This is a genomic window from Halomonas sp. V046, from assembly GCF_052645355.1.
In genome coordinates, this window is record NZ_JBQXYF010000002.1 from 111,088 (window position 1) to 137,388 (window position 26,301).

General features: G+C 64.8%; 23 protein-coding genes and 1 other RNA gene. 15 read left to right on the top strand and 9 right to left on the bottom strand.

Features of this window, described 5'->3' with window-relative positions:
* Positions 1–291: 291 nt before the first annotated feature.
* The 3 genes from ACUN9Y_RS02915 to ACUN9Y_RS02925 all read right to left on the bottom strand — a co-directional run bounded on the left by ACUN9Y_RS02915 (position 292) and on the right by ACUN9Y_RS02925 (position 1,851).
* On the bottom strand, positions 292–906 hold the full coding sequence (locus ACUN9Y_RS02915; protein WP_445459478.1) for a 5-formyltetrahydrofolate cyclo-ligase: 615 nt from the start codon (positions 904–906) through the stop codon (positions 292–294).
* A gap of 213 nt (positions 907–1,119) precedes the next feature.
* Positions 1,120–1,303, bottom strand: a non-coding RNA gene (gene ssrS / locus ACUN9Y_RS02920) — 6S RNA.
* A 245-nt stretch (positions 1,304–1,548) separates the two neighbouring features.
* On the bottom strand, positions 1,549–1,851 hold the full coding sequence (locus ACUN9Y_RS02925) for a cell division protein ZapA (protein WP_445459181.1): 303 nt from the start codon (positions 1,849–1,851) through the stop codon (positions 1,549–1,551).
* 164 nt (positions 1,852–2,015) lie between these two features.
* On the opposite strand from ACUN9Y_RS02925, the gene ACUN9Y_RS02930 reads away from it, so the two are divergent.
* The 3 genes from ACUN9Y_RS02930 (at position 2,016) to ACUN9Y_RS02940 (ending at position 6,340) form a co-directional block, all read left to right on the top strand.
* Positions 2,016–2,600 carry a UPF0149 family protein gene (locus ACUN9Y_RS02930; RefSeq protein ID WP_445459182.1) on the top strand — a complete coding sequence of 195 codons (585 nt, stop codon included), beginning with the start codon at positions 2,016–2,018 and terminating at the stop codon, positions 2,598–2,600.
* A 982-nt stretch (positions 2,601–3,582) separates the two neighbouring features.
* Complete coding sequence (gene ubiH, locus ACUN9Y_RS02935; protein WP_445459479.1) at positions 3,583–4,821, top strand: 2-octaprenyl-6-methoxyphenyl hydroxylase; 1,239 nt, start codon at positions 3,583–3,585, stop codon at positions 4,819–4,821.
* A 184-nt stretch (positions 4,822–5,005) separates the two neighbouring features.
* Positions 5,006–6,340 (top strand): UbiH/UbiF/VisC/COQ6 family ubiquinone biosynthesis hydroxylase, encoded by a 1,335-nt coding sequence (locus tag ACUN9Y_RS02940; RefSeq protein WP_445459183.1) that lies wholly within the window; start codon positions 5,006–5,008, stop codon positions 6,338–6,340.
* Between the two features lie 289 nt (positions 6,341–6,629).
* Here ACUN9Y_RS02940 and ACUN9Y_RS02945 read toward each other — a convergent pair whose 3' ends face one another.
* The 3 genes from ACUN9Y_RS02945 to gpmI form a co-directional block, all read right to left on the bottom strand.
* On the bottom strand, positions 6,630–7,940 hold the full coding sequence (locus ACUN9Y_RS02945; RefSeq protein ID WP_445459184.1) for a S41 family peptidase: 1,311 nt from the start codon (positions 7,938–7,940) through the stop codon (positions 6,630–6,632).
* Positions 7,941–8,118: 178 nt separating this feature from the next.
* Positions 8,119–9,210, bottom strand: a complete 1,092-nt coding sequence (locus ACUN9Y_RS02950) for a murein hydrolase activator EnvC family protein (protein WP_445459185.1) — start codon at positions 9,208–9,210, stop codon at positions 8,119–8,121.
* A gap of 239 nt (positions 9,211–9,449) precedes the next feature.
* Positions 9,450–11,021 (bottom strand): 2,3-bisphosphoglycerate-independent phosphoglycerate mutase, encoded by a 1,572-nt coding sequence (gpmI, locus tag ACUN9Y_RS02955; protein WP_445459186.1) that lies wholly within the window; start codon positions 11,019–11,021, stop codon positions 9,450–9,452.
* Between the two features lie 446 nt (positions 11,022–11,467).
* Here gpmI and ACUN9Y_RS02960 point away from each other — a divergent pair, with 446 nt between their 5' ends.
* From ACUN9Y_RS02960 to ACUN9Y_RS02970, 3 genes are all read left to right on the top strand, one after another.
* On the top strand, positions 11,468–11,890 hold the full coding sequence (locus ACUN9Y_RS02960; protein ID WP_445459187.1) for a rhodanese-like domain-containing protein: 423 nt from the start codon (positions 11,468–11,470) through the stop codon (positions 11,888–11,890).
* Between the two features lie 95 nt (positions 11,891–11,985).
* Positions 11,986–12,534, top strand: coding sequence for a protein-export chaperone SecB (gene secB / locus ACUN9Y_RS02965; RefSeq protein WP_445459188.1), 549 nt, complete (start codon positions 11,986–11,988; stop codon positions 12,532–12,534).
* Positions 12,534–13,271 (top strand): 16S rRNA (uracil(1498)-N(3))-methyltransferase, encoded by a 738-nt coding sequence (locus ACUN9Y_RS02970; protein WP_445459189.1) that lies wholly within the window; start codon positions 12,534–12,536, stop codon positions 13,269–13,271. Before secB ends, ACUN9Y_RS02970 begins: the two co-directional genes overlap by 1 nt.
* A 148-nt stretch (positions 13,272–13,419) precedes the next feature.
* Here the strand turns inward: ACUN9Y_RS02970 and ACUN9Y_RS02975 are convergent, their stop codons facing one another.
* From ACUN9Y_RS02975 to ACUN9Y_RS02985, 3 genes are all read right to left on the bottom strand, one after another.
* Positions 13,420–14,358 carry a hypothetical protein gene (locus tag ACUN9Y_RS02975; RefSeq protein WP_445459190.1) on the bottom strand — a complete coding sequence of 313 codons (939 nt, stop codon included), beginning with the start codon at positions 14,356–14,358 and terminating at the stop codon, positions 13,420–13,422.
* 2 nt (positions 14,359–14,360) lie between these two features.
* A complete protein-coding gene (locus tag ACUN9Y_RS02980; protein WP_445459191.1) occupies positions 14,361–15,074 on the bottom strand; it encodes a hypothetical protein in 714 nt (237 codons plus the stop codon).
* A 514-nt stretch (positions 15,075–15,588) separates the two neighbouring features.
* Complete coding sequence (locus tag ACUN9Y_RS02985; RefSeq protein ID WP_445459192.1) at positions 15,589–16,326, bottom strand: FadR/GntR family transcriptional regulator; 738 nt, start codon at positions 16,324–16,326, stop codon at positions 15,589–15,591.
* 299 nt (positions 16,327–16,625) lie between these two features.
* On the opposite strand from ACUN9Y_RS02985, the gene ACUN9Y_RS02990 reads away from it, so the two are divergent.
* From ACUN9Y_RS02990 to ACUN9Y_RS03030, 9 genes are all read left to right on the top strand, one after another.
* Positions 16,626–17,600 carry a TRAP transporter substrate-binding protein gene (locus tag ACUN9Y_RS02990; RefSeq protein ID WP_445459193.1) on the top strand — a complete coding sequence of 325 codons (975 nt, stop codon included), beginning with the start codon at positions 16,626–16,628 and terminating at the stop codon, positions 17,598–17,600.
* Between the two features lie 140 nt (positions 17,601–17,740).
* On the top strand, positions 17,741–18,295 hold the full coding sequence (locus ACUN9Y_RS02995; RefSeq protein ID WP_445459194.1) for a TRAP transporter small permease: 555 nt from the start codon (positions 17,741–17,743) through the stop codon (positions 18,293–18,295).
* Positions 18,292–19,575 (top strand): TRAP transporter large permease, encoded by a 1,284-nt coding sequence (locus tag ACUN9Y_RS03000; RefSeq protein WP_445459195.1) that lies wholly within the window; start codon positions 18,292–18,294, stop codon positions 19,573–19,575. The genes ACUN9Y_RS02995 and ACUN9Y_RS03000 overlap by 4 nt, the downstream gene beginning before the upstream one ends.
* Before the next feature lie 27 nt (positions 19,576–19,602).
* Entirely contained in the window at positions 19,603–20,598 is a 996-nt protein-coding gene (locus tag ACUN9Y_RS03005; RefSeq protein WP_445459196.1) for a 4-hydroxythreonine-4-phosphate dehydrogenase PdxA, read from the top strand.
* An 81-nt stretch (positions 20,599–20,679) separates the two neighbouring features.
* Positions 20,680–21,852 carry an L-rhamnonate dehydratase gene (locus ACUN9Y_RS03010; RefSeq protein WP_445459197.1) on the top strand — a complete coding sequence of 391 codons (1,173 nt, stop codon included), beginning with the start codon at positions 20,680–20,682 and terminating at the stop codon, positions 21,850–21,852.
* A gap of 7 nt (positions 21,853–21,859) precedes the next feature.
* Positions 21,860–22,861: an AraD1 family protein gene (gene araD1 / locus ACUN9Y_RS03015; protein WP_445459198.1), complete on the top strand. Its 1,002-nt coding sequence runs from the start codon at positions 21,860–21,862 to the stop codon at positions 22,859–22,861.
* 67 nt (positions 22,862–22,928) lie between these two features.
* Positions 22,929–23,987, top strand: a complete 1,059-nt coding sequence (locus ACUN9Y_RS03020; RefSeq protein ID WP_445459199.1) for a TRAP transporter substrate-binding protein — start codon at positions 22,929–22,931, stop codon at positions 23,985–23,987.
* Positions 23,988–24,024: 37 nt separating this feature from the next.
* Entirely contained in the window at positions 24,025–25,044 is a 1,020-nt protein-coding gene (locus ACUN9Y_RS03025; protein WP_445459200.1) for an amidohydrolase family protein, read from the top strand.
* Between the two features lie 170 nt (positions 25,045–25,214).
* Positions 25,215–26,237, top strand: coding sequence for a TRAP transporter substrate-binding protein (locus tag ACUN9Y_RS03030; RefSeq protein ID WP_445459201.1), 1,023 nt, complete (start codon positions 25,215–25,217; stop codon positions 26,235–26,237).
* Positions 26,238–26,301 lie beyond the last annotated feature (64 nt).

Sequence of the window (26,301 nt, forward strand, 5' to 3'; positions counted from 1 at the left end):
TGTGAGCAAAGCGCTGTGAGCAAAGCGCTCTGCGCCCGGAGCGACCAAGATCACTCGGTATGCACCGAGCCATCACTGGCCGGCCCTCAGGGGCCGGCCAGTGGCGTTTTCAGGGTGGCAAATCCGAACGCCGCGCGCTGCGAAGGAAAGGGGGCGCTAGGGTGAATTCGAGGCTGACACCGAGAGGAGAGATCGAGCGCCGAAACGGGCGGCTGAGTCGCGTCATGCCGCTGGGCTGAGCCCAAGGGCCCTGTCGCCGGCCCTGTTGCTCAGCTGTCACTCGGCTGTCACTCAGGTCGGGCGCACCACGCGCTTGTCGCTGACGATGGCGTCCAGGGGGACGTCCCAGTGAGCCGTCGGCAACCGGGGCACGCCCTGGGCGTCGTGGGCCAGGCCGAACAGGCGCGGACGCGGGCCAGGATTGCCTTGCCTCGGGTGAGCGAAGGCCAGGGTGCGGTCGTAGAAGCCGCCGCCCATGCCGATGCGCTGCCCTTGCTCGTCGAAGCCGACCAGCGGCAGCAGGATCAGGTCCAGCGCCCAGGCCGGCAGGCGTCGGGCGCGATGCGCGCCATGCCGGGTGTCGGGTTCGGCGATGCCGAACCGGTTGGTCACCATGGGGGTGCCGGCGTCATAGCGCACAAACCACAAGGCATTGTTGGTCAATGGCCGTAGCACGGGCAGGTAGGTATCGGCGCCGCGACGCTTGAGCCAGCGAATCAGCGGCGTGGCGTCAATTTCGCCGTCGTTGGGCAGGTAGAGCGCCACGCGACGGGATCGCAGGACTTCCGGGAGGCCCTTCAGGCGACGGCACAGGGCTTGGCTGGCCGCGTGCTGCTGGGGGACAGTGAGCGCTCTCCTGCGGTCTCGCAGCAGCCTTCTCAGCTCGGTGCGAGACAACTGCTCCAGGGCAGGTCGAGGCGTGGAGGGGGGGGGCGACGATGGATCGGCCGTCGGTGAGGCGGTCTTGCGTCCCTCTCGCCCCTCACGTCCCTCTCGTCCGATACAGGACGTGAGTGGCCCGAGCGCTTGCGGTTCGGTCAAGTGCGTCTTGTCCGCTGCGGTGCCCGACTCTTGTTGCGTCGATGCCAGGCGTGAGTGTCTGGAATCGGTCATGTGTAGAGGTTCCCCAGAATGCCGCTGTCGTTCTGGCCCTGAACCCATTGGTTCAAGGTGGGTGGCCGCAGCCGAGCCGTCAGGCTTTCCGTCGCACGGACATGCACACGGGCCCGGCTAGCATTTGGCCCCCTGGGTACTGCGCATAGGCTCGAGGGACTATAACGACTGGCGCACACCCCAGGGAACGCTACACATCCTACCAGAGCGACGGGCCTGCCCAAAGCAGGAAGGCCGCTCGCGCGCGATAGCGGCGTCGCGATGGGCGTGAAAAAGCGCAAGAGGGAGGCCTCGTCCCGGCCGGCGTCGCCTGCCGCAGAGTGCGGCAGGCGGGCATCTGGGGTCACCGAGCCAGGGTCGGCCCAGGCGGGCTGGCGGTGGTAGTGAGCGTGAGTAACGAAGCGGCCATGGCCGCGGGGGGCGGCGGTGCGTGAGTCAGCTCCGCGCTGGCGCATCCGCGAGGGCCTGGCTGAGGCGGTCGTTGAGCGCGCTGATGCTGTCGTCGCTGGCGCGTTTCTCATCACGCAGCTCCAGCAGTTCATTGGCGAGGTTCAGGGCCGCCATGATCGCGACTTTCTCGCGATCGACCACCTTGCCCTGGGCATGGATGCCTTGCAGCGCGCGGTCGAGATAGCGCGCCGCACGCTCAAGGTGGGCCTGCTGGTCCGGCGGGCAGGCGATCGTGTACGAACGCTCGAGCAGGGTAATGTCGGTGGTGTGCCGGGTGGACTCGGTCATGGCTGGCTCCGGGGCGGGCCTCGGGAGGGCGGGCAGACGCAGCGCCCAAGGGCTACGATGCGTTACCATCGGGGGTGTCGAATGCCAGTCACTATAAGAGAGCCCTTATCGGGCGGTCAACGCCGCAGCGCGGTGACACCCGAGGGCCTGAGTCGGATATCACCATGTCGCTGATCAATGAACGTCAGGATTTTTCCACCATCGCCGATACCTTCCTGCTGCATGGCAGCATGCAGTCACCGGCCTTTCTCGATGGGCGCCTGTGCGCCTCGTTGGCGCTGAATGACCTCAGCGCCGAGGCCTGGCTGGAAGACGTCTGTATCACCCTCGGCGTCGAGCAGCCTAAAGATGAGGACAGCGCCGCTCGCCTGCTGGGATGGCGCCGCCAGACTCTGGACGCGCTATCCGCCAGCGAGCTCAACTTCGAGCCGCTCTTGCCTGACGACATGTTCTCGCTGAGCGAGCGTGCCCAGGGCCTGAAGGAATGGACGCTGGGTTTTCTCGAAGTGGTCGGGGATGCCGGGGACGAGCCGCGCAAGGCCTGGTCGGCCGCGCTCAAGGAGGCGATCGATGATCTTGCCGGCCTGGCCCAGATCGATGCCGATATCGACGACAGCGCCGAGAATGAGAACGACCTGTTCGCGCTGACCGAGCATGCCCGCATGGCGGCCATGTTGCTCTACACCGAGCAGCACCCCGGCCAGCCGCAAGTCGAGAAGGTGGATGAGGATCCGCAGCCCACCCACTGAGGCGATCCGGGGCGCCCTGCCCCGGGCCCGCGCACGAAAGCCCAGGCCAGTCATGTCCCGCCTGGGCCCGTTCCAGACAGAGCCCGTTCCAGACAGAGCCCGTTACAGACAGAGCCGGCGACCTTGGCCTACGGTTTTCCAACGGGCTGGCACCGCCCCATCTTCGCTTCTTTCCATCTTCGCCCCTTTCCATCCTGCCATTGTCGCACCGCCCCATCTTCCCATCCTGCCATCGTCGCACCAGAGTGTTGGCTCGGCTCGGCTCGGCTCGGCTTGGCTTGGCTTGGTCGAGCCACCGCGGCAGGCCCCTTGTGTGTGGTACACGCCAACACAGGCATGGCTGCGAGGCCGCTTGTGCGCGCTAGCAAGCCGATTCGTTGCCGAGGCATGGTTGTGAGGCATGGTTGCGAGGCGTTAGCCACTGGCGGGGCCGAGGCCCATGTGCTGGACTATATTGATCACGAAAATGCCCGGCATGACGCCGGCCCGGCCCCGATCGAGGCTAGTGGGGGACACTCCCGCTAGGCCGGTGACACGCCCGGTGTGTTCCGCGTGTCGGGCGCGTCAGTCAAGCCCTGTGGGTACTCTGCCGGCATGCGCGCGCTTAGCGCGACGAAACGCGACCTTTTCTGCTTTTGTGTGGTCTTTCGCCGGGGGCAGGATCACCGATCCCTGTACCTGGATGATCCCCGAGGGCGAGCCTGGCTTCGGCGTTGTCCTTGGCAGCGCCTCGAGCATCGCCGCAACGGGCTGGAACGAATCGATGGCTCAGGGAACGGCAATGGGTCATGGCGTTCAAACTTGCAGGCTTAAAACGAAGCCGGGGTGGCGACGGCGTAACCAGTTTGCCGCCTAAAGGAATAGATATTACGTAATGTATGTTACAGGATACGATATGCAGCAAGAGCAGTCCGATGAAGCGGTGTCGAAAGCGCCCGCGCCCCTTGATGGCGGGGCCCAAACGCCGCTCGAAGGCGGCGAAATGAGGGCTTCGGCAGCGTCTGCCGCAGCGACGGCGACAGCGCGGCGGGTCGATGTGGCTATCGTCGGCGGTGGCCTGGTCGGTGCCAGCCTCGGCGCGGCCTTGGCGCCGGTGATGGCGCGAGAGGGGCTGGAGGTCGCGGTCATCGAGGCTGCTGCGCTGCCGCCGGCAGACGACGCCAGCACCTGGCAGCCGAGCTTCGACGCGCGAGCGAGCGCCATCGCCGCGGGGTCGGCGGCGCATTTCGAGAGCCTCGGGGTGTGGCAGGCGATGGCCGAACAGGCGAGCCCGATCTCGCTGATTCATGTCAGCGAGCGGGGACGCCTGGGAACGACCCGGCTGCGCGCCGATGAACTCGGTGTCGAGGCGCTGGGCTATGTGATTCCCAATGCCTGGATGGGCCGGGTGCTGCATCGCCGACTCGGTCAGCTGGCGCTGGACTGGCACTGTCCGGCGCGGGTGGAAGCCATCGCGCCAATCGCCGGTGGACACCGCCTGAAGCTTTCCGATGGAGAGGTGATCGAGGCCGGGTTGACGGTGCTGGCGGATGGCGGTCGTTCGGGGCTGAAGGAGGCGCTGGGAATCGACAGCCGGGAGGCCCCCTACGACCAGGTGGCACTCATCTGCAATGTCGCGGTCAGCCAGCCTCACCGCGGTGTGGCCTATGAGCGCTTCACGCCACAGGGCCCGATGGCGCTGCTGCCGTTGCCCGGCCAGGCCATGGAACTGGTCTGGACCCACCCGGCAGGGGCCGAGCAGCAACGCCTGGCGCTGTCCGACCGGGCCTTCCTCGACCAGTTGCAAGAGGCCTTCGGTGATCGAGTGGGGGCCTTCCTCAAGGTCGGCAAACGCCATGCCTATCCGCTGTCGTTGATTACGGCCCGGGAGACGGTACGCCCTGGCTTGGCCGTGCTGGGCAATGCCGCCCACGCGCTGCACCCGGTGGCAGGCCAGGGCTTCAACCTCGCCCTGCGGGGCGTCATGGATCTGGTCGAGGCGATCGAGGCCGGCCTCGCCGAGGGGCGAGCCCCGGGAGATCGCGCGACCCTGGCCGACTTCGAGGCCCGCCGCGAGGCGGATCAGCGCAACGTCATTCGCTTCAGCGACGGGCTGATCCGCGTGTTCGGCATCGATCAGCCGCTGCTGTCTCGCGCCCGCGCCGCCGGCCTGATCGGGCTCAATCTGCTGGGGCCGTTGCGACGCTCGTTGGCGCGTCGAGCCATGGGCCGTCAGCGCTAGCCTCGCGATACATTACGTAAATGGCTTTGCCGGGAGTACCAGCGTCGCGCCGATGAGCGTCTCCTCGCCCTTGGCGTCGCGTTGGAGTCGGCCCGCGGTGACGCCAAGGGCAGCGTGAACGGGGCGGGAACGGTACACTTGTCGGTGAGGCAATTGACGCTGGGAAATGGAGCGGGTGACGGACTTGGTGACGCACACGGCGAGACACAACGACAGCAGCAAAGCCACCCTCGACGGCGAGGCGACAGGTACGCCCAGCGCCCATGACGTGGTGGTGGTTGGCATCGGCATGGTCGGGGCCACACTGGCGCTGTTGCTGGCCCGAGAAGGGCTCTCGGTGGCCATGGTCGATGCGCGTCCCGGCCCGCTGTGCTGGGACAGCGTCGGTGAGGGACTGCCGGCACCGCGAGTCAGCGCATTGACGCCGGTGTCCCAGCGACTGCTGCAGGGGCTCGGGGTCTGGCCGACGATCCGCCAGCGCCGCGCCACGCCCTACACCGCGATGCGGGTGTGGGACGCCGAAGGCTCCGGCGAGGTCGGGTTTCGTGCCGATCAGGCCGGAGTGCCGGTGCTGGGCCATATCGTCGAGAATGATGTGGTGCTCGGCGCCATGGAGCGACGCCTGGACGGCCTGGCCGAGGTCGCGCGCTGGTACGGTGGCCGGGTGACCGCTCTCGAGCGGTCGTTACCGTCACCCGGCCAGGGGGCGGGCCTGAACCCGGACGCCGGCGGCGGTTACACCCTGGTGCTGGAAGACGGTCGCCGGCTGACCGCGCCTCTGGTGGTGGCGGCGGATGGCGCACGCTCCCGTCTGCGGGAGCTGGCCGGCATCGTGGCTAGCGAGCGTGATACCGGCCACCATGCGCTGGTCACCACGGTGCACACCGCGAAGCCCCACGGCGATACGGCTCGCCAGGCCTTTCTCGGCAGCGGGCCGTTGGCTTTTCTGCCGCTGACGGTGGCCGGCGACCCCCACCACTGCTCGATCGTCTGGTCGACGTCCCCGCAGGATGCCGAGCGTCTGGCTGGCCTGTCCAGGGAGGGCCTCGGCGACGCCCTGACGCGGGCCTTCGACGGACGCCTGGGGGCGGTGACGGTGCTGGACGAGGCCCGCACCTTTCCCTTGGCCCAGCGCCACGCAGCCACCTATCACCGGCCCGGCCTGGTGCTGGTCGGCGATGCCGCTCACAGCATTCACCCCTTGGCCGGCCAGGGGGTGAACCTTGGGCTGATGGACGCCGCGGTGCTGGCGGAGGAGGTGCTGGCGGCACGCCGGCGCGGCATGGCGCTCGGCGACGATGGCCCGCTGGCGCGCTACGAGCGCCGCCGGCGCGGCGACAACGCCGCCATGTTGGGGCTGATGGACGCTTTTCGTGGTTTGTTCGGTGCCCGGCATCCGGCGTTGACGCTGCTCCGCAACGTCGGGCTTACCGGCGTCGACCGCCTGTCGCCGCTCAAGCACCTGATGATGCAGCAGGCCACCGGCGAGCGCGGGCGCCTGCCGCTATCGTGTCGTTAGGGAAGCGCTGACGAGATATCGAGCACAGCGATTTATGCAGTGCTTCCTTAGGGTATTCGAATTGTCGTGGTACCCGGGCGGGTTAAATGCGCAGGCGAGCCGTGCTCAGGCCAGCGCTTAGCCTGGTAGGTGCAAATGACGAAGGCCCCAATAGCGAGAGAGGCCCGCCCCTTGCGGGGCGGGCCTCTCTCGTTACCGGTACGACCGCGAGCGAAAGCCGTTGGTGCAAATCCCGCCGCTTACCGGTAAGGCCAACTGACCCGGAAGGACGGTGCAGCCTCGGCGACGGCTAGCGCGGGTCGCGCTGGCTGATCACGTTGAGGGCCTTGAGCAGGTTCAGGGCCTCGCCGAGCTGGTAGTCGTCGGCCAGCCGCTCATTGCGCGACATCGCCGTCGCTTCCTCGTCGCCGCCCAGGTGACCTTCGAGATCGGCCTCGCGGACGCGCAGGCCGCTGGTCTCGGCGACTTCCAGGCGGCCACGCACCACCTCGACGTCGGGTTCGATGCCTTGCGCCTGGATCGAGCGCCCATTGGGCGTGTAGTACAGCGCCGTGGTCAGCTTCAGGCCCTCGCCATTGCCGAGCGGCATGATCTGCTGCACCGACCCCTTGCCGAAGCTTTCGGTACCCATCACCACCCCACGGCGCTGGTCCTGCAGCGCACCGGCGACGATCTCCGCGGCGGAGGCGCTGCCGCCGTTGACCAGAATCACCAGGGGCACGTCCGGCGCGGCGGTGCGGCGACTGGCGGAAAAGCTCATCTTGCTGTCGGCCAGGCGTCCATCGGTGTACACGATCAGACCGCTGTCGAGAAACGCATCGGCCACGTCCACGGCGGCCTGCAGCACGCCGCCGGGGTTGTTGCGCAGGTCCAGCACGAGGCCGGACAGCGGGCCGTCTTCGGTGAGCTCAGCGAGGGCCGACAGGACCTGGTCACCGGTGCGGGACTGGAACTGGCTGACCCGCAGGTAGCCGTAGCCCGGCGACAGCAGCTCGCTCTTGACGCTCTCGGTGCGGATGATCTCGCGAGCGAGGGTCACCGTGCGCGGCGCGCCGTCGCCGGCGCTGATGACCGTCAACTCGATAGATGAGCCTGGCTCGCCTCGCATCATGTCCACCGCTTCTTGCAGTGACATGCGGTCGGTCGGTGTCTCGTCGATGCGCAGAATGGCATCCCTGGCACGCAGGCCGGCGCGTTCGGCCGGGGTATCGTCGATCGGGGTAATGACGGTGAGCTGGCCGTCTTCCAGGCCGACCTCGATGCCGATGCCGCCGAATTCGCCTTGAGTGGTTTCGCGCAGACTGTCGTAGGCGTCGCTGTCGAGATAGCTCGAGTGCGGGTCGAGCTCGCTGAGCATGCCGCGCATGGCATTCTTGAGCAGGGTGGCGTCATCCACCTCCTCGACGTAGCCCCGCTTGATACGCTCGAATACCTCCGAGAAGGCCTGGATCTCGGACACCGGCAAGTCGTCGTAGATGCCGGCGGACTGCGCCCCCGCCGTTGCCGGCCAGGCGATGGCGAAGGGCAGCGTCAGGCACAGTAGCAGCGCCGCCGATTGACGTCTCAGGGGCCCGGGAGGAGCGGCTAGGGGGTTGGGCATGCTGACTCCGCGTCGCGTTGGTCAAGGCCTCCAGCATAGCCTGAGGCTGTGAACGTTGAAAATGGTGGCCGCGCTCTGCGGGCGAAAAACCGGCAGTTGCGTTCGATGACCTGTGTCGTGCGTTGTCCTGTGCGGATGGCTCGCGCGCCACTGGCGGTCGGCGGTCGACGATCCGCGTCTAGCGGCGTGCGATCCAGCTTTGCGGGTTGATCGGGTCGCCACGCCGGCGAACCTCGAAATACAGCCCCGGCGTGTCGCGTCCGCCGCTGACACCGACCCGGCCGAGGGGCTGTCCGCTGGCTATTCGGCTGCCCACCGAGACGTCGAATTGTTGCAGATGGGCATACAGCGTCATGACCTGATCGCCGTGGTCGATGATCAGCAGATTGCCGAAGCCGCGCATCCAGTCGGCGAACACGACTCGGCCGGCGTGCACCGCCGCGACGGCGGTGCCGGCAGGGGCCTGGATGAGGATACCGTTCTTGTGCACCCCGCGGGACTGCTGGTAGCGCGACACCATCATGCCCTGCACCGGCCAGGGAAGGTCCCCCCGGGTGCGCTCGATGGCGGTGGAAGGAGGCGGTTCGGAGAGTCGCGCCATGGCCTCCTGGACCTCGCGCAGCACACGCTCGGCATGGGCGCGGTCCTGGTTCAGCGTTTCCAGGCGCGAGGCCTCGCTGTCATAGCGCTGATCCAGATCGGCGACCAGCGTCTGACGCTGGTGAGACTGCTGGGCCAGCGTCTGGCTGCGTTCTTCGAGCTCATCGGCCAGGGTGGTGAGGCGCTCACCGCGTGAGTCGAGCTCGCGGCGGTTGTCCACCAGGCGTCGATCGAGCTCGGCCAGGGCGTCGAGGCGAGCATTGCGCGCCTCGGCAAGCACGTTCAAGTAGGCCTGCATGCGGTCGAGGTGAGCGGGATCGTTCTGATTCAGCAGAAGCTTCAGCTGTGGCGTCGACCCGAGGCGGTAGAGGGCGTCCAGCTGGCGGCCGAGCGCTTCACGTTGGGCGCTGCGTTCTGCCTGCATAGCGGCGCGCCGGTCTTCCAGCTCGGCGACCTGCTGGGCCAGCTCGCGGCGCTCGCCTTGCAACTCGTCCAGCCGCTGGTGCGTGTCGGCAAGCTCTGTCTCGACTTCCCGCAGGGCCGCACTGGCCTCGTCCCGGGCGTCGCCCGTGGTGGCAAGTGACTGGCTCGCGGATTGAATGTCCTGACCGATGGCATCGAGCCGGGCCTGTGCCTCGTTCTCGCTGGGGGCCGCCCAGGCCGCGGTCACGCCACCGGCCCATAGCCCCGAGGCCAGGGCGAGACAGCGGGCAAGGCGCCTCGCCGGGCCGTGACGGCGGCTGTGAGCACGGTCGTGCGCCGGGCGGGGGGGCCGGGTCTGAGCATCCTCGTTCGGCGTGTCACTCAGGCCGCGGCGTGCCCGAAACCCCCGACCCCGGCTGGGCGGGGGCGGGCTGGCTTCAGGCGTGTGACCGGTAGCACTGGCCTGGATAAGGCGGCGAAGGACACTCACGACAGCGAGATCAGCACCTCGCCGGTCATGTCGCTTGGCACCTCCTGGCCCATCATGGTCAGCAGGGTCGGCGCCAGGTCGCACAGGCGGCCGTCGTCCTTGAGGCGGGCGCTTGGCTTGCCGATGTAGATCAGCGGCACCGGGAAGGTGGTGTGGGCGGTCTGGGGGTTGCCCGTCACCGGGTGCACCATCTGCTCGGCGTTGCCGTGGTCGGCGGTGACCAGGCATGAGCCTCCGGCGCGCTCGATGGCCTCGACGACACGGCCGACGCACTTGTCGACCGCCTCGATGGCGGCCTTGGCGGCGTTGAAGTCGCCGGTGTGGCCGACCATGTCACCGTTGGCGTAGTTGCACACGATCAGGTCGAAGCTGCCCGCGTCGATCGCCTCGACCAACCGGTCGGTGAGCTCGAAAGCGCTCATTTCCGGCTTCTCGTCGTAGGTCTTGACGTCCTGGGGGGAGGGCACCAGCAGCCGAGTCTCGCCGTCGAACTCTTCCTCGCGACCGCCGGAAAAGAAGAAGGTCACGTGGGCATACTTCTCGGTCTCGGCGATCCTAAGCTGCGTCAGGCCGCGCTGCTCCATGACCTCGCCCAGGGTATTGTGCAGCTCCACCGGGGGAAAGGCGGACGGCGCCGGGATGTCGGCGGCATACTGGGTCAGCATCACCAGGCCGTCGGCGGCAAGCGTCGGCGTGGCCGAGCGGGTGAAGCCCTGAAAGTCAGGCTCGGTGAAGGCGCGGGTCAGCTCTCGGGCGCGGTCGGCGCGGAAATTGAGAAACAGCGCCGCGTCGCCATCGGCCAGGGGCACGGCCTGGCCGTCGGGACGAATGCTGGTGGCGGCGACGAATTCATCGGTCTCGCCACGCTCGTAGGCGGCCTTGAGGCCTTCCGCGGCGCTGGCGGCGACATGCTCGCCGGCCCCTTCGCTGATCACGCGATAGGCTTTCTCGACGCGGTCCCAGCGGTTGTCACGATCCATGGCGAAATAGCGGCCGATGATCGAGGCAACGAAACCGTTCTCCGCGCCCACCAGATTGGCCAGGGCCGCGTCGGCGCGCTGAATCGAGGCCTCGGCGCTCTTCGGTGCGGTGTCGCGGCCATCGAGGAATCCGTGCAGATAGATCTTCTTGGCGCCGCGTGAAGCGGCCAGCTCGGCCACCGCGATCAGGTGGTCTTCATGGCTGTGCACGCCGCCCGGTGACAGCAGCCCCAGCAGATGAACGGCCTTGCCGGCCGCCACGGCGGCATCGATAGGTGCGGTGAGGGTGGCGTTGGTGGCCAGCTCGCCGTCTTCGATGGCTTTGGTGATGCGGGTGAAGTCCTGATAGACGATGCGCCCGGCGCCGAGGTTCATGTGGCCGACCTCGGAATTGCCCATCTGGCCGTCCGGCAGGCCCACGTAGCGGCCATCGGTATGAATCAGGGTGTGCGGGCGCTGTTGCCACAGCGTGTCCATGTTCGGAGTGTCGGCGGCGACGATGGCGTTGGAGGTCGCGTCCTCGTTGTGGCCGTAGCCATCGAGGATGATCAGCGCCACGGGGCGCGGAGCCTTCGCAGTATCCGGCATTGTTAGGGGCCTCTAGGTCAGAGTGACGTCGCCCGGCATCCTTCTCCCTCGCCTGGTGAGGACCCTGGCATCGCCCTGCCCTCGGGTACGGGGGCGATGCGGTCCTGGCGATACCGGCGCGGCGGGAGAAAGGAGCCTCTTGCCGCGCACGGGATGTCCTGGGGTGTCATGGGTTAACGCTGGTGCCTGGTCGTCCAGGCGCGTCGCGAGTAGGGTCGCGAGTCGCGTCTGCTTGCGGCATCATATCGCACGGCGGCGCCAAGCGTCATTGCTCGCCATCGGCTCCTGGCAGCGTCGGTCGCTTCGGCTGACTTTCGGGGCGGGCTTGACCCGCTCGTTTATGCCATGTCGTGTATACTAGGCGCCCGGAGTGGAACGCTCGCCGCGACCAAGGCCGCGGCGGCCCGACCCGTTATTTCAGCACCCGACGAGAGTTTGCCGACCCCATGATCGATCAGCTGTTCGAATTTGTGCAGAATCACCCGCTTCTGGTGGCCGCCTTTGCTGTGGTGCTGACCGCCTGGCTCATCTACGAACTGCGCAGCGCCAACACCGGCGGCGTCACCGCCAGCGAAGCGACCACGCTGATCAACCGCGAAGATGCGGTAATCGTGGATATTCGCGACAAGAACGACTTCAAGGCGGGCCATATCGCAGGCGCCCGCAACATCCCGCAGAGCAGCATCGACAGCCGTCTCAATGAGCTCGACAAGTTCAAGTCGACGCCCATCATCGTGGTCTGCAAGCATGGCCAGAGCGCCGGTGCCGTTCACGCCAAGCTGGTCAAGGCCGGCTTCGAGCGCGTGCTCAAGCTCAAGGGCGGCATGACCCAGTGGCAGGCCGACAGCTTGCCCGTGGTGAAGAAGTGAGCCACATACGGTAAGCGCTTGAAAGTCAGCGCTCACCAACGCCAAGACCCCTAAATATTCGTCCTTTATCTACATCGACCCAAGGATTTTCTACCATGGCGGAAGACAACAACCAGAACGCCGGCGCCCAGGCGGCCGGAGAGCAGGAGAAGCCGCAACTGCAGTTCTCCCTGCAGCGCATCTACGTCAAGGATATCTCATTCGAGGCGCCCAACTCGCCCAGCGTCTTCGGCCAGCCGTTCAAGCCCAAGGTCGGCCTCGACCTGGACACCCGCAGCGCGAAAGTCGGCGAGGACATGTTCGAGGTCGTCATCAAGGTCACCGCTCAGGTCACCCACAGCGAGTCCGGCACCACCTGCTTCCTGGCCGAGATCGAGCAGGCTGGCCTGTTCCGCATCGCCGGCATCGAAGGCGACCAGTTGGATCACACCCTGGGTGCCTTCTGCCCCAACGTGCTGTTCCCCTATGCCCGCGAGTGCATCGACAACCTGGTCAATCGCGGTGGTTTCCCGCCGCTGATGCTGGCGCCGGTCAACTTCGAGGCGCTCTACGCCCAGAAGAAGCGGCGTGCCGCCGAGCAGGCGCAAGGTGAGCAGGCCCAGGGCGAAGCCGCCTCGGGCGAGCAGGCCCAGACCTCTCACTGATGGCCGTGGCCTTTACCGGTCCTCGCATCCACGTCGCCGCCGCGCTTGTCGCCGGCGGCGACGTCGTTCTGCCAGAGGGGCCGGCGCGTCATGTTGGTCGCGTGTTGCGGCTCAAGGTGGGTGACGCCCTGACCCTGTTCGATGGTCAGGGCTGCGAAGCCGCCGCCGAGCTGGTCGAGGTCGAGCGCAAGCAGGTGATGGCGCGGGTCATCGAGGTCCGCGCCGGGCGCGCCGAATCGACGCTCGCGGTGCACCTCGGCCAGGCGATCTCCAAGGGCGACCGCATGGACTACGCCATCCAGAAATCCGTCGAGCTGGGCGTCGCCGCGATCACGCCGCTGTACACCGAGCACGGTGACGTGCGCCTCAAGGGCGAGCGCGAGGCCAAGAAGCTGGCTCATTGGCAGGCCGTGGCGGTGAGTGCCTGTGAGCAGTGTGGCCGAGCCAGCGTGCCCGTCGTACATGCCCCCATGGTGCTCGGCGACTGGCTCGCCGCCCGCGAGGAGCCCCTACGCCTGGTGCTGCACCCCGGCACCCCGGGCATTCTCGAGCGGGTCGAAAGCGTCACCGCGGCCAGCGTGCTGATCGGCCCCGAGGGCGGGCTTTCGCCTCGCGAGATCGAGGGTGCCGAGGCTGCTGGTTTCGCCGCCCTGACCCTGGGGCCGCGAATCTTGCGTACCGAAACGGCGCCGGTGGTGGCACTGACGCTTCTACAGCAGCGTTTCGGAGACATGTGAGCGCTCACTGACGCTGGCGCCCGGGCGTCTGGCCACGGCACGCTCCTGGCGAGCCCTCAGACCTTCTCCCGACAAGGCCCGCCCCGTGACATGGATTACCGGGCGGGCCTTGTTGGTTGGGCTTCTCCCTGCGTCTGTCTCCGGTGACCTAGCCAGCGGCGCCTGAGCCTGACGCAGACAACGGCGCTATGCCGACCGGCATGGACTTGATCCAGCCGTGCAAGTCGAGATACACCGACCTCTGAGTGTCGACGGTGACCGGTCGACCCCGCTCCACATGACGGTAGTCGCCCAGCGGATAGCGCAGGGTGCTTTCGGCCCCGGCCCTTGCTGCCAGTGATGGCGTCTGCCAGTCCTTGGCCAGCAGCGTTGCCGTATCGATGACGCTTTCCTGCGCGGCAGCGCGCAAGGTGGCGGCGTTATCTTGGGTCCAGATTCGAGTGCACTCGGTACAGATCTGCGGCGTGGCGAAGGATTCTATTCGTCCGGCATACAGCAGCGTCGAGCCCCGGCCCAGCCTGGCCTCCGTTACCAGGCGCAGGCTCGAAAGGTCAGCGCTGAAGCGCAGCCAGGGCTTGATCCACAGCGTGGTTTCGCCATCGGGTGCCAGGCGAAACCCGGCATCGGCGAGGGAGCTTTCGAAGCGCGAGCGATAGAAATCTTGCCAGTCGTAAGCACTCAAGGCCGCACGCAGCGGTTCGACCCGTCGTCGGGCCTCCTCGAGTGCTGCCTGCTCTGCCGCGGTGGGTCCTGTGCCGGCGGCCAGCGCTGAGCCAATCGCCGCCCCCGCGAGGACGCTGCTGGCGCCAGCACCACTGTTGGCGGCCCCCTGGAGGGCACTGCTCATGCCCAGTGAGGCCCGCTCTCCGGCGCGGATCAGGGCATCGCCGTCGAGACGAGACGCGGCGCTTAGCCACCCCAGTTCTGACTCCTCGATACGCAGGCTGGTGCCCTGAGCAAGCGCTTGATTCAGGTCGCCAGTCCGCATCGGAGACAGCGAGCGAGTCGTGGAACAGCCGCTGGCTAGCACCAGCAACAGCAGCGTGGCGAGCAGCCGGTGGGGCGTCGAGAGCGGATGGCTACCCATGCTCAGTTGCTTGACAGGTGGTGGGCGATAAAGGGGGCCAGGGTGATCTGCTGTGACTCATCAAGCGCCTGGTAGAACGCGTTGGTCAGATTGGGGTAGTCCGGGGCCTCGTCCCAATCACCGCTGGCAGGTTTGATAACCTGGGTCGGTTCGAAATAGACCAGGCGGTTGTCGTCCAGGTCGACAACGACGGTGGAAACGCTGGAAAGGGCTACGGGATCACTCGTCGGTATCATGCCGTAGTAGGAGCGAGATGTACCGGCGCTGGATGACAAAATAATCAGCTTGTCGATATTGTAGCGCTGCTTGAGCGGCGTCACGTCTATCTCGAGATACCCCTCTTTCGCTCCACGATTCTTTTCGTAGTCGTTGTAGTTGAACGGCTTTTGTATGGTGACGACAGAAAACCCCTGTTGCTCGAGGTCACTGACGACTCTTTCCTTGAGTCCGTCCATGCTGCTCGCATCCCAGGTGGCGACCTTGGCCTTGAGCTCTTCTGCCATGGCGTTATTGAAGGCAATGTCCAGAAAGCCCTGCTGCCCCACCATCCGGACGCTTGGTGTGGGTGTTTCGTCCATGGCGACGCCGATGGTGTCATTCTTCTCGTTCCAGAAATTCTGGTCCATGGCGACCGGGGGCTGATTCGTTGCGCAGCCGGCCAATAACCCCACGGCGAGCATTGCCAGAAAGCGTAGTCCCCACTGCAGATTGATCATGATAGCGTTCCCTGCCTTTTGATGATTGAATCCCTCTTTAATTCAGAGGGCATGCTGCCAGGAAAATTTACGATAATTGTCGACTATCTAACATCATGAGAAGGCGGGTGTTGTCTTTTTAGCACAAAGTTATTCTTCGTTTTTGGTGGGTGGGTGTTGTTCTCAAATTAAGAGTTTTTAATGCGTTTTTATACGAATATTTTCTTGTAATGGTTCAGGGGACAATATTGTTCATCGCAACCAGTATATTGCCGAGTAGGCGGGGCAGGGGCTTGCGAAGACCTCTCGACAGGTGCCTTTGTCGGGTGGCGTGAAGCGTTGCGCCAGGTCAAGAAGGCAGGCGTTGGTGTCACGAGGCGGGACTGCTCGCCACGGCGCAGAATGGCGAGACGACCTGGTGATGCCGAAGCGCACATGGCGATGATGCGTGTCCGTCGAGGGCGCAACTCAACGCAGCCGGCGGCCCGCGTGGTCGATCGGGTGATGAAGGCGACTAGCCGGAGCGATCGTTCTCTTACGTCGCCGACGTACCCAGCTTGGCCCGGGTGGTGCGATAGACGCTGTCCAGGTGGGCGAGCATGGCGCGCTCGGCGGCGTCCGGGTCGCGGCGCTTCAGCGCCTCGACAATATGCACGTGCTCTCGGTAGCTGTGCTCGATGGCGCCTTCCTGCAGCATTACCTGACGGCGAACCTTCAGGCCGTAGGCGTACAGCTCCTCACAGTAGCCGGCCAGGATCTCGTTGTTGGCGTACTCCGAGATCAGCTTGTGGAAGTTCTGGTCCGACAGCTGGAAGGGCACCGGGGCATGGAACATGTCGGCCTGGGCCTCGAGCAGGCGTTCGAGTTTGCCGATGCCGTCATCATCGATATTGATCGCGGCGCGGCGCGCGATGGCGGCTTCGACCACGATGCGGCTCTCGAACACGCTGTCGATATCGAAGTGGTTGACCTCATGGCTGTCGCCTCGAGCGTGGTAGCGGCGGAAGGCCTTCAGATCTTCGTCGCCGGCGCGAATGCGCGTCTTGCTGCCATGGGACACGCTGATCAGTCCATACCCACCGACCTGAGAGATGGCGCCACGCACGGTTTCCCGGCTGACGCCGAACAGCTGCGCCAGATCGCGCTCGCTGGGCAACTCGTCGCCGTCGCGCAGTAGACCATCCAGAATCATCCCCACCAGCTTGTCGGCCAGAATGTCTTTCTTGGTCTTGTTCTTCAGCGTTTTCTCGAAGGCGAAAGCCGAGCTTTCCATGAGGATTCTCCGTTGCCTGACTGGTATGAATGCTAGACCAGAAGATGAGAATCACCAACATCTGTTTCGACAACTGTCTCTTTTTCTCAGACAAAGGTCTAATTTTTTGCCGATTCAGTTGACTGGTCTGGACTCTACTGCCTAGATCTTACTCCAACTGGTCTGGTAGGCCAACCACTAGACCAGCTAGGCGTCCAGCCGAATGTCGCCAGCGGCATCCTGGCTGGTAGTGCCGAGAGCCCCCCCTCGAAAAAGGGCAACCCAGTTCGCCGCTATAACAACGACACAGGAGAACCTCCATGAAAAAGCGCACGCTCGCCCTCTCCGCCCTGGTGTTGGCCATGGCTTCCAGTGTGGCCCAGGCCGACAAGATCGTCTTCGCCATCGGCGGCCCGCCCGGAAGCTTGCAGGGCCTGACGTCCCAGCACTTCGCCGATGCCTTGCAGGAGCGCCTCGGTGACGCCCATCAGGTCGAGTACTACCACAGCGGCCAACTCGGCGATGAGCGCCAGCTGATTCAGAAGATGCGTCTGGGCACCGTAGACCTGGCGGCGATTTCTTCGATCATGTCGTCGGTGGCGCCGAGCTTTGCCTTGTTCGATATGCCGTTTCTGGTCAAGGATCGCGACCACCTCAAGCGCATCGATGAACAGATCGTGATGACCGATCTGGCCGACGATGCCGAGGACAAGGGCCTGCACATCGTTTCCACCTGGGAGAACGGCTTCCGTCAGATCAGCAATAACGAGCGTCCCATCGATGTGCCCGCGGATCTCGATGGACTGAAGCTGCGTACTCCTCAGAGCGAATGGCGCACCCTGATGTTCAATACCTGGGGCGCCAATCCCACCCCGATGGCGTTTTCCGAGGTCTTCGTGGCGCTGCAGACCGGTGTCGTCGACGGCCAGGAGAACCCGCTCTCCAACATCGATGGCGCCAAGTTCCAGGAGGTCCAGGATTACCTGTCGCTGTCGAATCATGTCTATTCGCCGATCTGGCTGACCGCCGGCTCCAGCGGCTGGGCATCGCTCCCGGAAGAGGTCCAGAGCGCCATCGCGGAAGTCGCCGCCGAGACCCAGACCTGGGCCCTGGCCAAGGGCCTGGAGCTCGACAACGAGCTGGTGTCGACCCTGGAAGAGGGGGGCATGGCGGTGAATAGCGTCGACCGTGCCGCCTTCGTCGAGGCAAGCGCTCCGGTCTACACCGCCTTTGCCGAGAAGGTCGACAACGGCCAGGAACTGGTCGATCGCGCCATGGCGCTGGCCGAGGAGTGAGCGCGATGACCACTCAGACGGGCGCCACGGCGGCGCCCCTCTTAGCGTCGGTCTCAGCGTCGGTCTCAGCGTCGGCTACGGCGTCGCCCTCATCGCCCACCTCCTGCGTGTCGGGATCCCCCAACCATGAGGCTATCTGCATGAATTCCCTGGACCGTCTTCGCGTCCCCCTCGAACGCCTGCTCGAGGTCTTCACCGTCGGCCTGTTGCTGGCGCTGACCGTGATCGTGCTGGCGGCGGTGGCGCTCAGGACCTTCGGTGGGGCGCTTCCCTGGTATGACGAAGTGGCCTCGATCAACCTCGCCTGGCTGAGCTTCTACGGCGCCAGCCTGGCAGCGCTCAAGCGTGCCCATATGGGCTTCCCGGGCCTGGTCGCGAGGGCGCCGGCGGGCCTTAGAAGTGCGCTGTTTGCGGTCTCGGAACTGATCGTCATCGGCTTCTTCCTGGTGGTCGGCTGGTACGGCTATCGGGTCCTCGAGGTACTGGCCTGGGACAGCCTGGTGGCGCTGCCGTCGGTGGGGCTGGACGTCACCCAGTCGGTGATTCCGATCAGCGCAGCGCTATTCATCCTGTGCGAGTTGCTCAGCCTGCCGCTGGCCTGGCGCAAGATGCGCGCCGGCGTCGATAGCGAAGAGGAAGCCATCGAAGAGGCGATTCGCATCGCCGAACAAGATCTCAAGGAGCATCGCACATGACGCTTTTGATCGTGATCGCTGCGCTGTTTGCCCTGGTGTTGATCAATGTGCCCATCGCGGTCGCCATCGGTACCGTCGGTGTTGTCGGCGTGGTGGTCTACATGGGCGTCGATGCCCTGGTCAATGTGCCGCTGACGCTGTTCAACGGCGCCACCAAGTTTCCGCTGATTGCCATTCCACTGTTTATCTTCGCCGGCGCCTTGATGAACACCTCCGGGATCTCCCTGCGCCTGATCAACCTGGTCTCGGCCATGGTCGGCTTCGTGCGCGGTGGGCTTGCGATGGTCAATGTCGGGGTGTCGATGTTCTTCGCCGAAATCTCGGGCTCGGCGGTGGCCGACGTGGCCGCCACCGGTTCGGTACTGATTCCGGAGATGAAGCGGCGCAAGTACGACCCCAATTTCTCGGCGGCCATCACCTCATCGTCGGCGTCGCTGGCGATCATCATCCCGCCGTCATTGTCGATGATTCTCTACGGCGCCATCGCCGATACCTCCATCGTCAAGCTGTTCGTGGCGGGCATCATTCCCGGCATTCTCGGCGGCATCGGCCTGGCGCTGGCCTGCTACTACTACGCGGTGAAGTACGACCTGCCGCGGGAAGAGGCCTTTTCCCTGGCGCGGCTCGGCAAGGCGTTCAAGGAGGCGTTCTGGGCGCTGTTGCTGCCGGTGATCATCCTCGGCGGCATCTTCGGGGGGTTCGTCACCGCGACCGAAGGCGCCGGCATCGCGGTGCTGGCGGCGCTGTTGATCGGTGGCCTGGTCTATCGCGAGCTGAATCTCAAGATTCTCTACCGTGCGGTGATCGAGGGTGTTATCCAGACGGCGGTGGTGATGCTGCTGGTGGCCACGTCCGCGGTGCTTGGCCTGTTTCTGACCGAGATGCAACTGCCCCAGCAACTGGCGCGTGAGATCACCGCCATCACCAGCGACCCCGTCGCGGTGCTGGCGCTGCTCAACATCCTGCTGCTGTTGCTCGGCATGTTCTTGCACGGAGCCGCGGCGATCATTCTGGTGGTTCCCATCGTCATGCCGCTGGTCCAGCAGATCGGCATCGATCCGATTCACTTCGGCCTGATCCTGACCCTGAATCTCGCTATCGGTCAGCAGACCCCGCCGGTGGCCTCGGTGCTGGCGACGTCCTGCTCTATCGCCAAGACCGACATGTGGGCGACCACCAAGGTCAATCTACCGATGATCTTCGTGCTCTTTGTGGTGCTGATGCTGGTGACCTACGTCCCGGCGATCCCGATGAGCCTCGTCAATGTCTTCTACGGCTGATTCAAACCATTACGTAAGGAATCGAACATGAGTGCTAATCGTCCCGTTATCGCCCTGACCCTCGGGGATCCCGCCGGCATCGGTCCGGAACTCGTCGCCAAGCTCTTGGCCGAGAACGACGCCGTCAAGGACACCCATACCGTGCTGATCGGTGATCGCTGGCTGTGGGACGAGGGCCAGCGCGTGGCGGGGACCTCCCTCGAGCTGCCCGAGGTGGCAAGCTTCAGCGAGGCTCGCCAGCATGACTGCCCGGTGTTTCTGGCAATGGACACCGTGTCCCCCGATCAGGTGCGCTACGCCGAGGCCAACGCCGCCGGTGGTGCCTCGGTGCTGGCGGTGCTCGGCCGCTGCATCGAGGCCAACAAGGCTGGCGAGGTCGACGGCATCTGCTTCGCTCCGCTCAACAAGTACGCCATGAAGCTCGGCGGACTGGGCCACGAGGACGAACTGCACTGGTTCGTCGAGAAACTGGGAGTGACGACATTTTTCAGTGAATTCAACACCCTTGGCACTCTGTGGACGTCGCGAATCTCATCGCATATTCCGCTCAAGGACGCCCACAGCTACGTGACGGAAGAGCGCATCATTGCCGCCGCCAGCCTGATCTACGACACCCTGAAGAAGGCCGGTTTCGCCGAGCCTCGGGTCGGGGTGGCGGGCTTCAACCCCCACGCGGGAGAAGGCGGCACCTGTGGTCGCGAGGAAGTCGAGATCATCGCTCCTGCGGTGGAAAAATGCCGGGCTCAGGGCTATCCCATCGTCGGCCCCTATCCTGCCGATACCATCTTCCTCAAGGCCCGCGACGGTGAGCTCGACGCCGTGGTCACGATGTTCCACGACCAGGGCCAGATCGCCATCAAGATGCTCGGCTTCGATCGCGGCGTGACCATCCTCGGCGGCCTGCCGATGCCGGTGGGCTCCCCGGCCCACGGTACCGCCTTCGATATCGCCGGTCAGGGCAAGGCCAACCTGCCCCCGACGCGCAACGCCTTCAACCTGGTCAAGGCCATGTGTTCGCAGTAAATGGGCCTCCATACCGCGTGCTCGACGAGCGCGCCCGGCCGATAGGCGAATAACGATAACGACCTTTAGGAAACTGACACGATGAAGATCACCAAGGTTCGCACCCGCGTATTCGAGTGGAACGGCCACACCGTGGCGCCGCAGGCGCATTTTTGCGCCAACGCCATGGATGAGCTGTGGGACAAGGGCGACTCCATGGGCACCTTTCGCTTTCATGGCTGGACCACGGTCGAGGTGGAGACCGACACCGGCCTCGTTGGACTGGGCAACGTGGCGCTGGCCCCGCGCATCGCCAAGGCCATTATCGATCAGTATCTGGCGCCACTGGTGATGGGGCAGGACCCCTTCGACTACGAGTATCTGTGGCAGCGCATGTACCGCTCGACCCACGCCTGGGGCCGCAAGGGCATCGGCATGGCGGCGATCTCCGGCGTCGATATCGCGATCTGGGATCTGATGGGCAAGGCCGTCGGCAAGCCGGTCTTCAAGCTGCTCGGCGGGCGTACCAAGGAGAAGATTCCCTGCTACGCGTCCAAGCTCTACCGCACCGACCTTGGCGAGATGCAGCGCGAGGCCCAGTCCTATCTCGACCAGGGCTTCAAGGCGATGAAGATGCGCTTCGGCTACGGTCCCAAGGATGGCCCCGACGGCGTGCGCAAGAATCTTGATAGCGTCGCCGCGGTACGCGAAGTCATCGGCGAGGATATCGACCTGATGCTCGAGTGCTACATGGGCTGGAACCTGGAGTACACCAAGCGCATCTTGCCAAAGCTCGAGCGCTTCGAGCCGCGCTGGCTCGAAGAGCCGGTACTGGCCGATGACATCGATGGCTACGCCGAGCTCAATGCGTTGACCAGCATCCCGATCTCCGGCGGTGAACACGAGTTCACCCACTATGGCTTTCGCCAGCTGCTCGAGAAGCGTGCGGTGTCGGTGGTGCAGTACGACACCAACCGGGTCGGCGGCATCACGGCCGCGCGCAAGATCAACGCCATCGCCGAGTCCTTCAGCGTGCCGGTGATTCCCCACGCCGGACAGATGCACAACTATCACCTGACCATGTCGACGCTGGCCTCGCCGATGGCGGAGTTCTTCCCGGTTCACGACGTCGAAATCGGCAACGAGCTGTTCTATTACCTGTTCAAGGGAGATCCCGAGCCGGTCGATGGCTTCCTCGACCTGGACGATGATCAGCCGGGGCTAGGGTTGGAACTCAACGACGCCTATTTCGACCAGTTCACCATCATCGAGTGAGATCGCCATGCGCGTGATTCAGTATTTGCACGAGGGCATGCTGCGGGTGGCCCTGGTCGAAGGCCACGATACCGTGCGCCCGATCCGCGTCGAGGGCGGCCTCTATGCGCTTGCCCAGATCGCCATCGACAGCGACCAGTCGCTCGCGGCGGTTATCGAGATGCGACTCGATGACGAGCTGATCGATTATCAGCCGCTGGTCGACGAGCAGCGCCTGTTACCGCCGCTGACCCACCCCGACGCGGCCCATTGTCTGATCACCGGCACCGGCCTGACCCATCTGGGCAGCGCCGACGCCCGTAGCGCCATGCACGCCAAGCTAGAAGACAGCGACGAGCAGGAACTCACCGACTCGATGCGCATGTTTCGGCTCGGCGTGGAGGGCGGCAAGCCCGAGGACGGTGGTATCGGCACCCAGCCGGAATGGTTCTACAAGGGCGATGGCAGCTGGGTGGTGGCGCCGGAGTCGCCGCTGTCGTCGCCGTCCTTTGCCGAGGATGCCGGGGAAGAGCCGGAGCTGGTCGGACTCTACCTGATCGGCCAGGACGGTCGGCCATGGCGGGTCGGTTTCGCCATCGGCAACGAATTCTCGGACCACGTGACCGAGCGCCATAACTATCTGTGGCTGGCCCACTCCAAGTTGAGGCCCTGCAGCTTCGGTCCCGAACTCGTCATCGGAGAACTGCCCGATCACCTGGAAGGCGTGAGCCGCATTACCCGCCAGGGCGAGACGCGCTGGGAAAAGGCGTTTTTGACCGGCGAAGCGAACATGTCCCACAGCATCGCCAACCTCGAGCACCACCACTTCAAGTACGCGGGCTTCCGTCGCCCCGGCGACGTCCACGTGCACTTCTTCGGCACCGCCACCTTGAGCTTCGCCGATGGCATTCGGGTGGAAGAGGGCGATCGCTTCGAGATCGAATTACCGGCCTTCGGCCGCGCACTGCGCAATCCGCTGACTCAGGAAGAGGGTGCAGGCTCCGACGAGTGTCGGGTCACGGCGATCTGATCGCCAGGTCCGCCTTGCCCGGCTCGGGAAGAGCAGGGCATGGCTACTTCCGCTAGAGGAAAAAATAATGATAAGCCCCTATGTCCGCTCAACTGTCTGTTCGATTGGCCGCGCCGCCACGGCACGCTCCCGGGCCATCGCCGGTATTCCGCAGGGGATGGCCCTCGGCGCCATGCTGCTGCTTGCTCCGTGGTCAGCGTCGGCGGCGACCCAGTTGACCTTCGCTCATACCCATCCGGTGGAGGATGCCCAACATAAGGCTGCCGAGCACTTCGCCGAGCGCGTCGAGGCCGGCAGCAATGGCGAGATCAAGGTGCGCCTCTTTCCGAGCGGCCAACTCGGTAGCGATACCGCCATCGTCTCGGGGGTGCGTAGTGGTACCATCGATATCGCTCTGACCGGCAACCCCTACTACACGGGCCTGGTCGGTGAGCTCAACGTGCTCGATCTCCCATTCTTGTTCGATGATTATGAACACGCCTACGCGGCACTCGATGGCGACGTCGGACAGTCGCTGCTGGACATGCTCGGCCAGCACGACCTCAAGGGGCTGGCGTTCTGGGAAATCGGCTTTCGCAACCTGACCAACTCGCGGCGAGCGGTCGAAACCGCAAGCGATATCGAAGGCCTGAAACTACGCACTACGCCGAACCCGGCGCATATCGCGGCCTTCCAGGCACTCGGGGCCAACCCCACACCCATGCCGTTCACTGAGCTCTTCACTGCGCTCGAGACCCGCACCGTAGATGGCCAGGAGAATCCGGTCAGCCTGATTCGCTCGGCGGCCTTCTATGACGTCCAGGACTACCTGTCGTTGACCGCCCACGCCTACACGGCAGCACCGTTGGTGATGAATCAGGCCAAATTCGAGGGACTCTCGGCCGAGCACCAGCAACTGTTGGTCGATGAGGCCCGGGAGGCGGCACGCTTCGAGCGAGAACTGCTTGCCGAACGCCTGGCCGGAGACCTCGGCTTTCTCAAGGAGCAGGGCATGCAGATCGTCGAGTCGCCGGACCGCGAGTCGATGCGGGAGGTGGTTTCCGGCCCCGTGCTTGCGTCTTTTACCGAGCAGTATGGCAGTGAGCTGATCGATGCCATCGAAGCGGCAAGACCGTCTGCCGAATGAGCGTCGCCTCCTTCGCCTCCTCGCCGGGAGATTGAGCATGCCGTATACGTCAACTTCGTCAGATGGGCTTGGCTGCGTGCTGGAGTCGCTGCGTCAGCGCTTTCTCGATAGCAGTGACGATCGCGATCTGCCGATCATCGATGCCCATCTGCACTTCTGGGACCCGACGTGCAACTACCACCCGTGGCTGTGCGACGAGCCGATGATTGCCTTTCGCTATGGCGATTACAGCGCCATCCGCCGGCCCTTCCTGCCCGGCGACTACCGGGCGCTGTGCACCGCTGAGCATCGAGTCGTCGGTTGCGTCTACATGGAGGCCGAGTGGCATGGCGAGGGCGCAGAAGATGAAGCGGCCTGGATTCACGAGCTGGCGACGACCAGTGGTTGGCCGAACGCGATGATCGCCCAGGCTTGGCTCGACCACGATGATGTCGATGAACAACTGGCCAGGCTTGCCTCTTGGTCACGGGTTCGGGGCGTGCGCCACAAGCCAGCAAGCCTTGCTCGCGAGGACTATCGGCCGGACCACGGACTGGCCGGCTCTCTGACCTGTCCGAACTACTGGCGTGGCGTCGAGGCGCTGGAGCGGCAAGGCTTGATCTTTGAACTGCAGGTGCCGTGGTGGCACCTGCACGAGCTTGTGCCCTTGCTCGAGGCACATCCTCGTGTCGCCGTGGTGATCAACCACGCCGGCGTACCCGGTGACCGCGATCGGGCAACGCTGGCCGGGTGGCGCAGGGCTCTTGGCGAAGTGGCAAGGTTCCCCCAGGTGATGCTCAAGCTGTCGGGTATCGGCCTGCCCGGGGTGCCTTGGCGCATCGAGGACAACCGCGAGCTGATCGCGACGGCTGTCGAGCTGATGGGGCCGGAGCGCTGCATGTTCGCCAGCAACTTCCCGGTCGACAGCCTGGTCACGGACCTCGACGAGCTGTGGACGGCGTTCAAGACCCTCAGCGCCGGCTTGTCGCCGCGAGAGCGTTTGGCGTTGTTCTGTGACAACGCTGTGCGCTGCTATGGCCTGTTGCCGAGTGATGCTTCGCAGGCCCTTGAACCATGATCGGCAAGATGAGGGTCGCTCTTGGCAGGGGGCCGCAGAACGGCAGGTGACGCCTCTTTAAAATGGCAGGTGACGCCTCTTTAAAATGGCAGGTGATGCCTCTTTAAAATGACAGGTGACGCCTCCTCCTCAGGATCTTTAAAACACAAATAAAACAAAGGATTACTCTGATGAAACTCGTATCTCGATGGTTTCGCTCTCGTGCCCTGCTGGCCTGTTTCGGCGTCGGTATCGGCCTGAGTTCTGGTCTTGTTGTCGGTACGGCCCAGGCCGAGGTCAAGGCGCGTATGGGCACTAGTTTGCCCGATACCCACCCCCAGACCCTCGGCGCCAACAAGTTCGCCGAACTCGTCGCCGAGAAAACCGGGGGGGAGGTGACGGTGCAGGTGTTCGCCAATGGCATCCTCGGTAATGACGTCAACATGACCTCGATGCTGCAGGCGGGCACCCTCGATTTCACCGCACCCTCCACCGCGACCCTGGCTAGCCTCAACCCCGACTTCAGCATCATCAGCCTGCCGTTTATGTTCGATGACAGCGCTCATGCCGATGCCGTGCTGGATGGACCGGCGGGACAAGCCCTGCTGGCTAGCCTCGACGACAAGGGCCTCGATGGTCTCGAATTTTGGGAGAACGGGTTCCGTCATATCACCAATAGTCGCCGCCCGGTGACCAGCGTGGAAGACATCGAAGGGCTCAAGATCCGCACCATGCAGAACGAGCTGTACATCGACATGTTTAATGGCCTCGAGGCTAATGCCATTCCCATGCCGGTGAACGAGCTGTTCACGGCGCTGGAGACGCGCACAGTGGATGGCCAGGAAAACCCCTACACCGTGATCGACTCCAAGCGGTTCTTCGAGGTGCAGCGTTACCTATCCCAGACCGCCCATGCCTACGACGCCCAGGTGCTCATCGCTTCGCGGAAATTTATCCAGCGTCTGGATCCTGACCAGCGTGATGCGGTGAGAGAGGCAGCCCGTGAGGCGACGCTGTATCAGCGCGAGGCCAGCCGCGAGCTCAATGACAGCCTGCTGGCCGGGCTTGAAGACAAGATGGAGGTCAACAGTGTGGCGCCGGAGGAGCGTCAGCGCATGCGCGAGCGCTTGGCTCCGGTGATCGAAGCACATCGCTCGGCACTGGACGCGGACTTCGTCGCCAGCTTCGAGCTGGCGCTGTCAGACGCGCGCTAACCCTCAGTCGGTGGTGCCGAGCCCCTGGTGATTCACCCGATCCGCGGCGTCGATGCATTCGGCG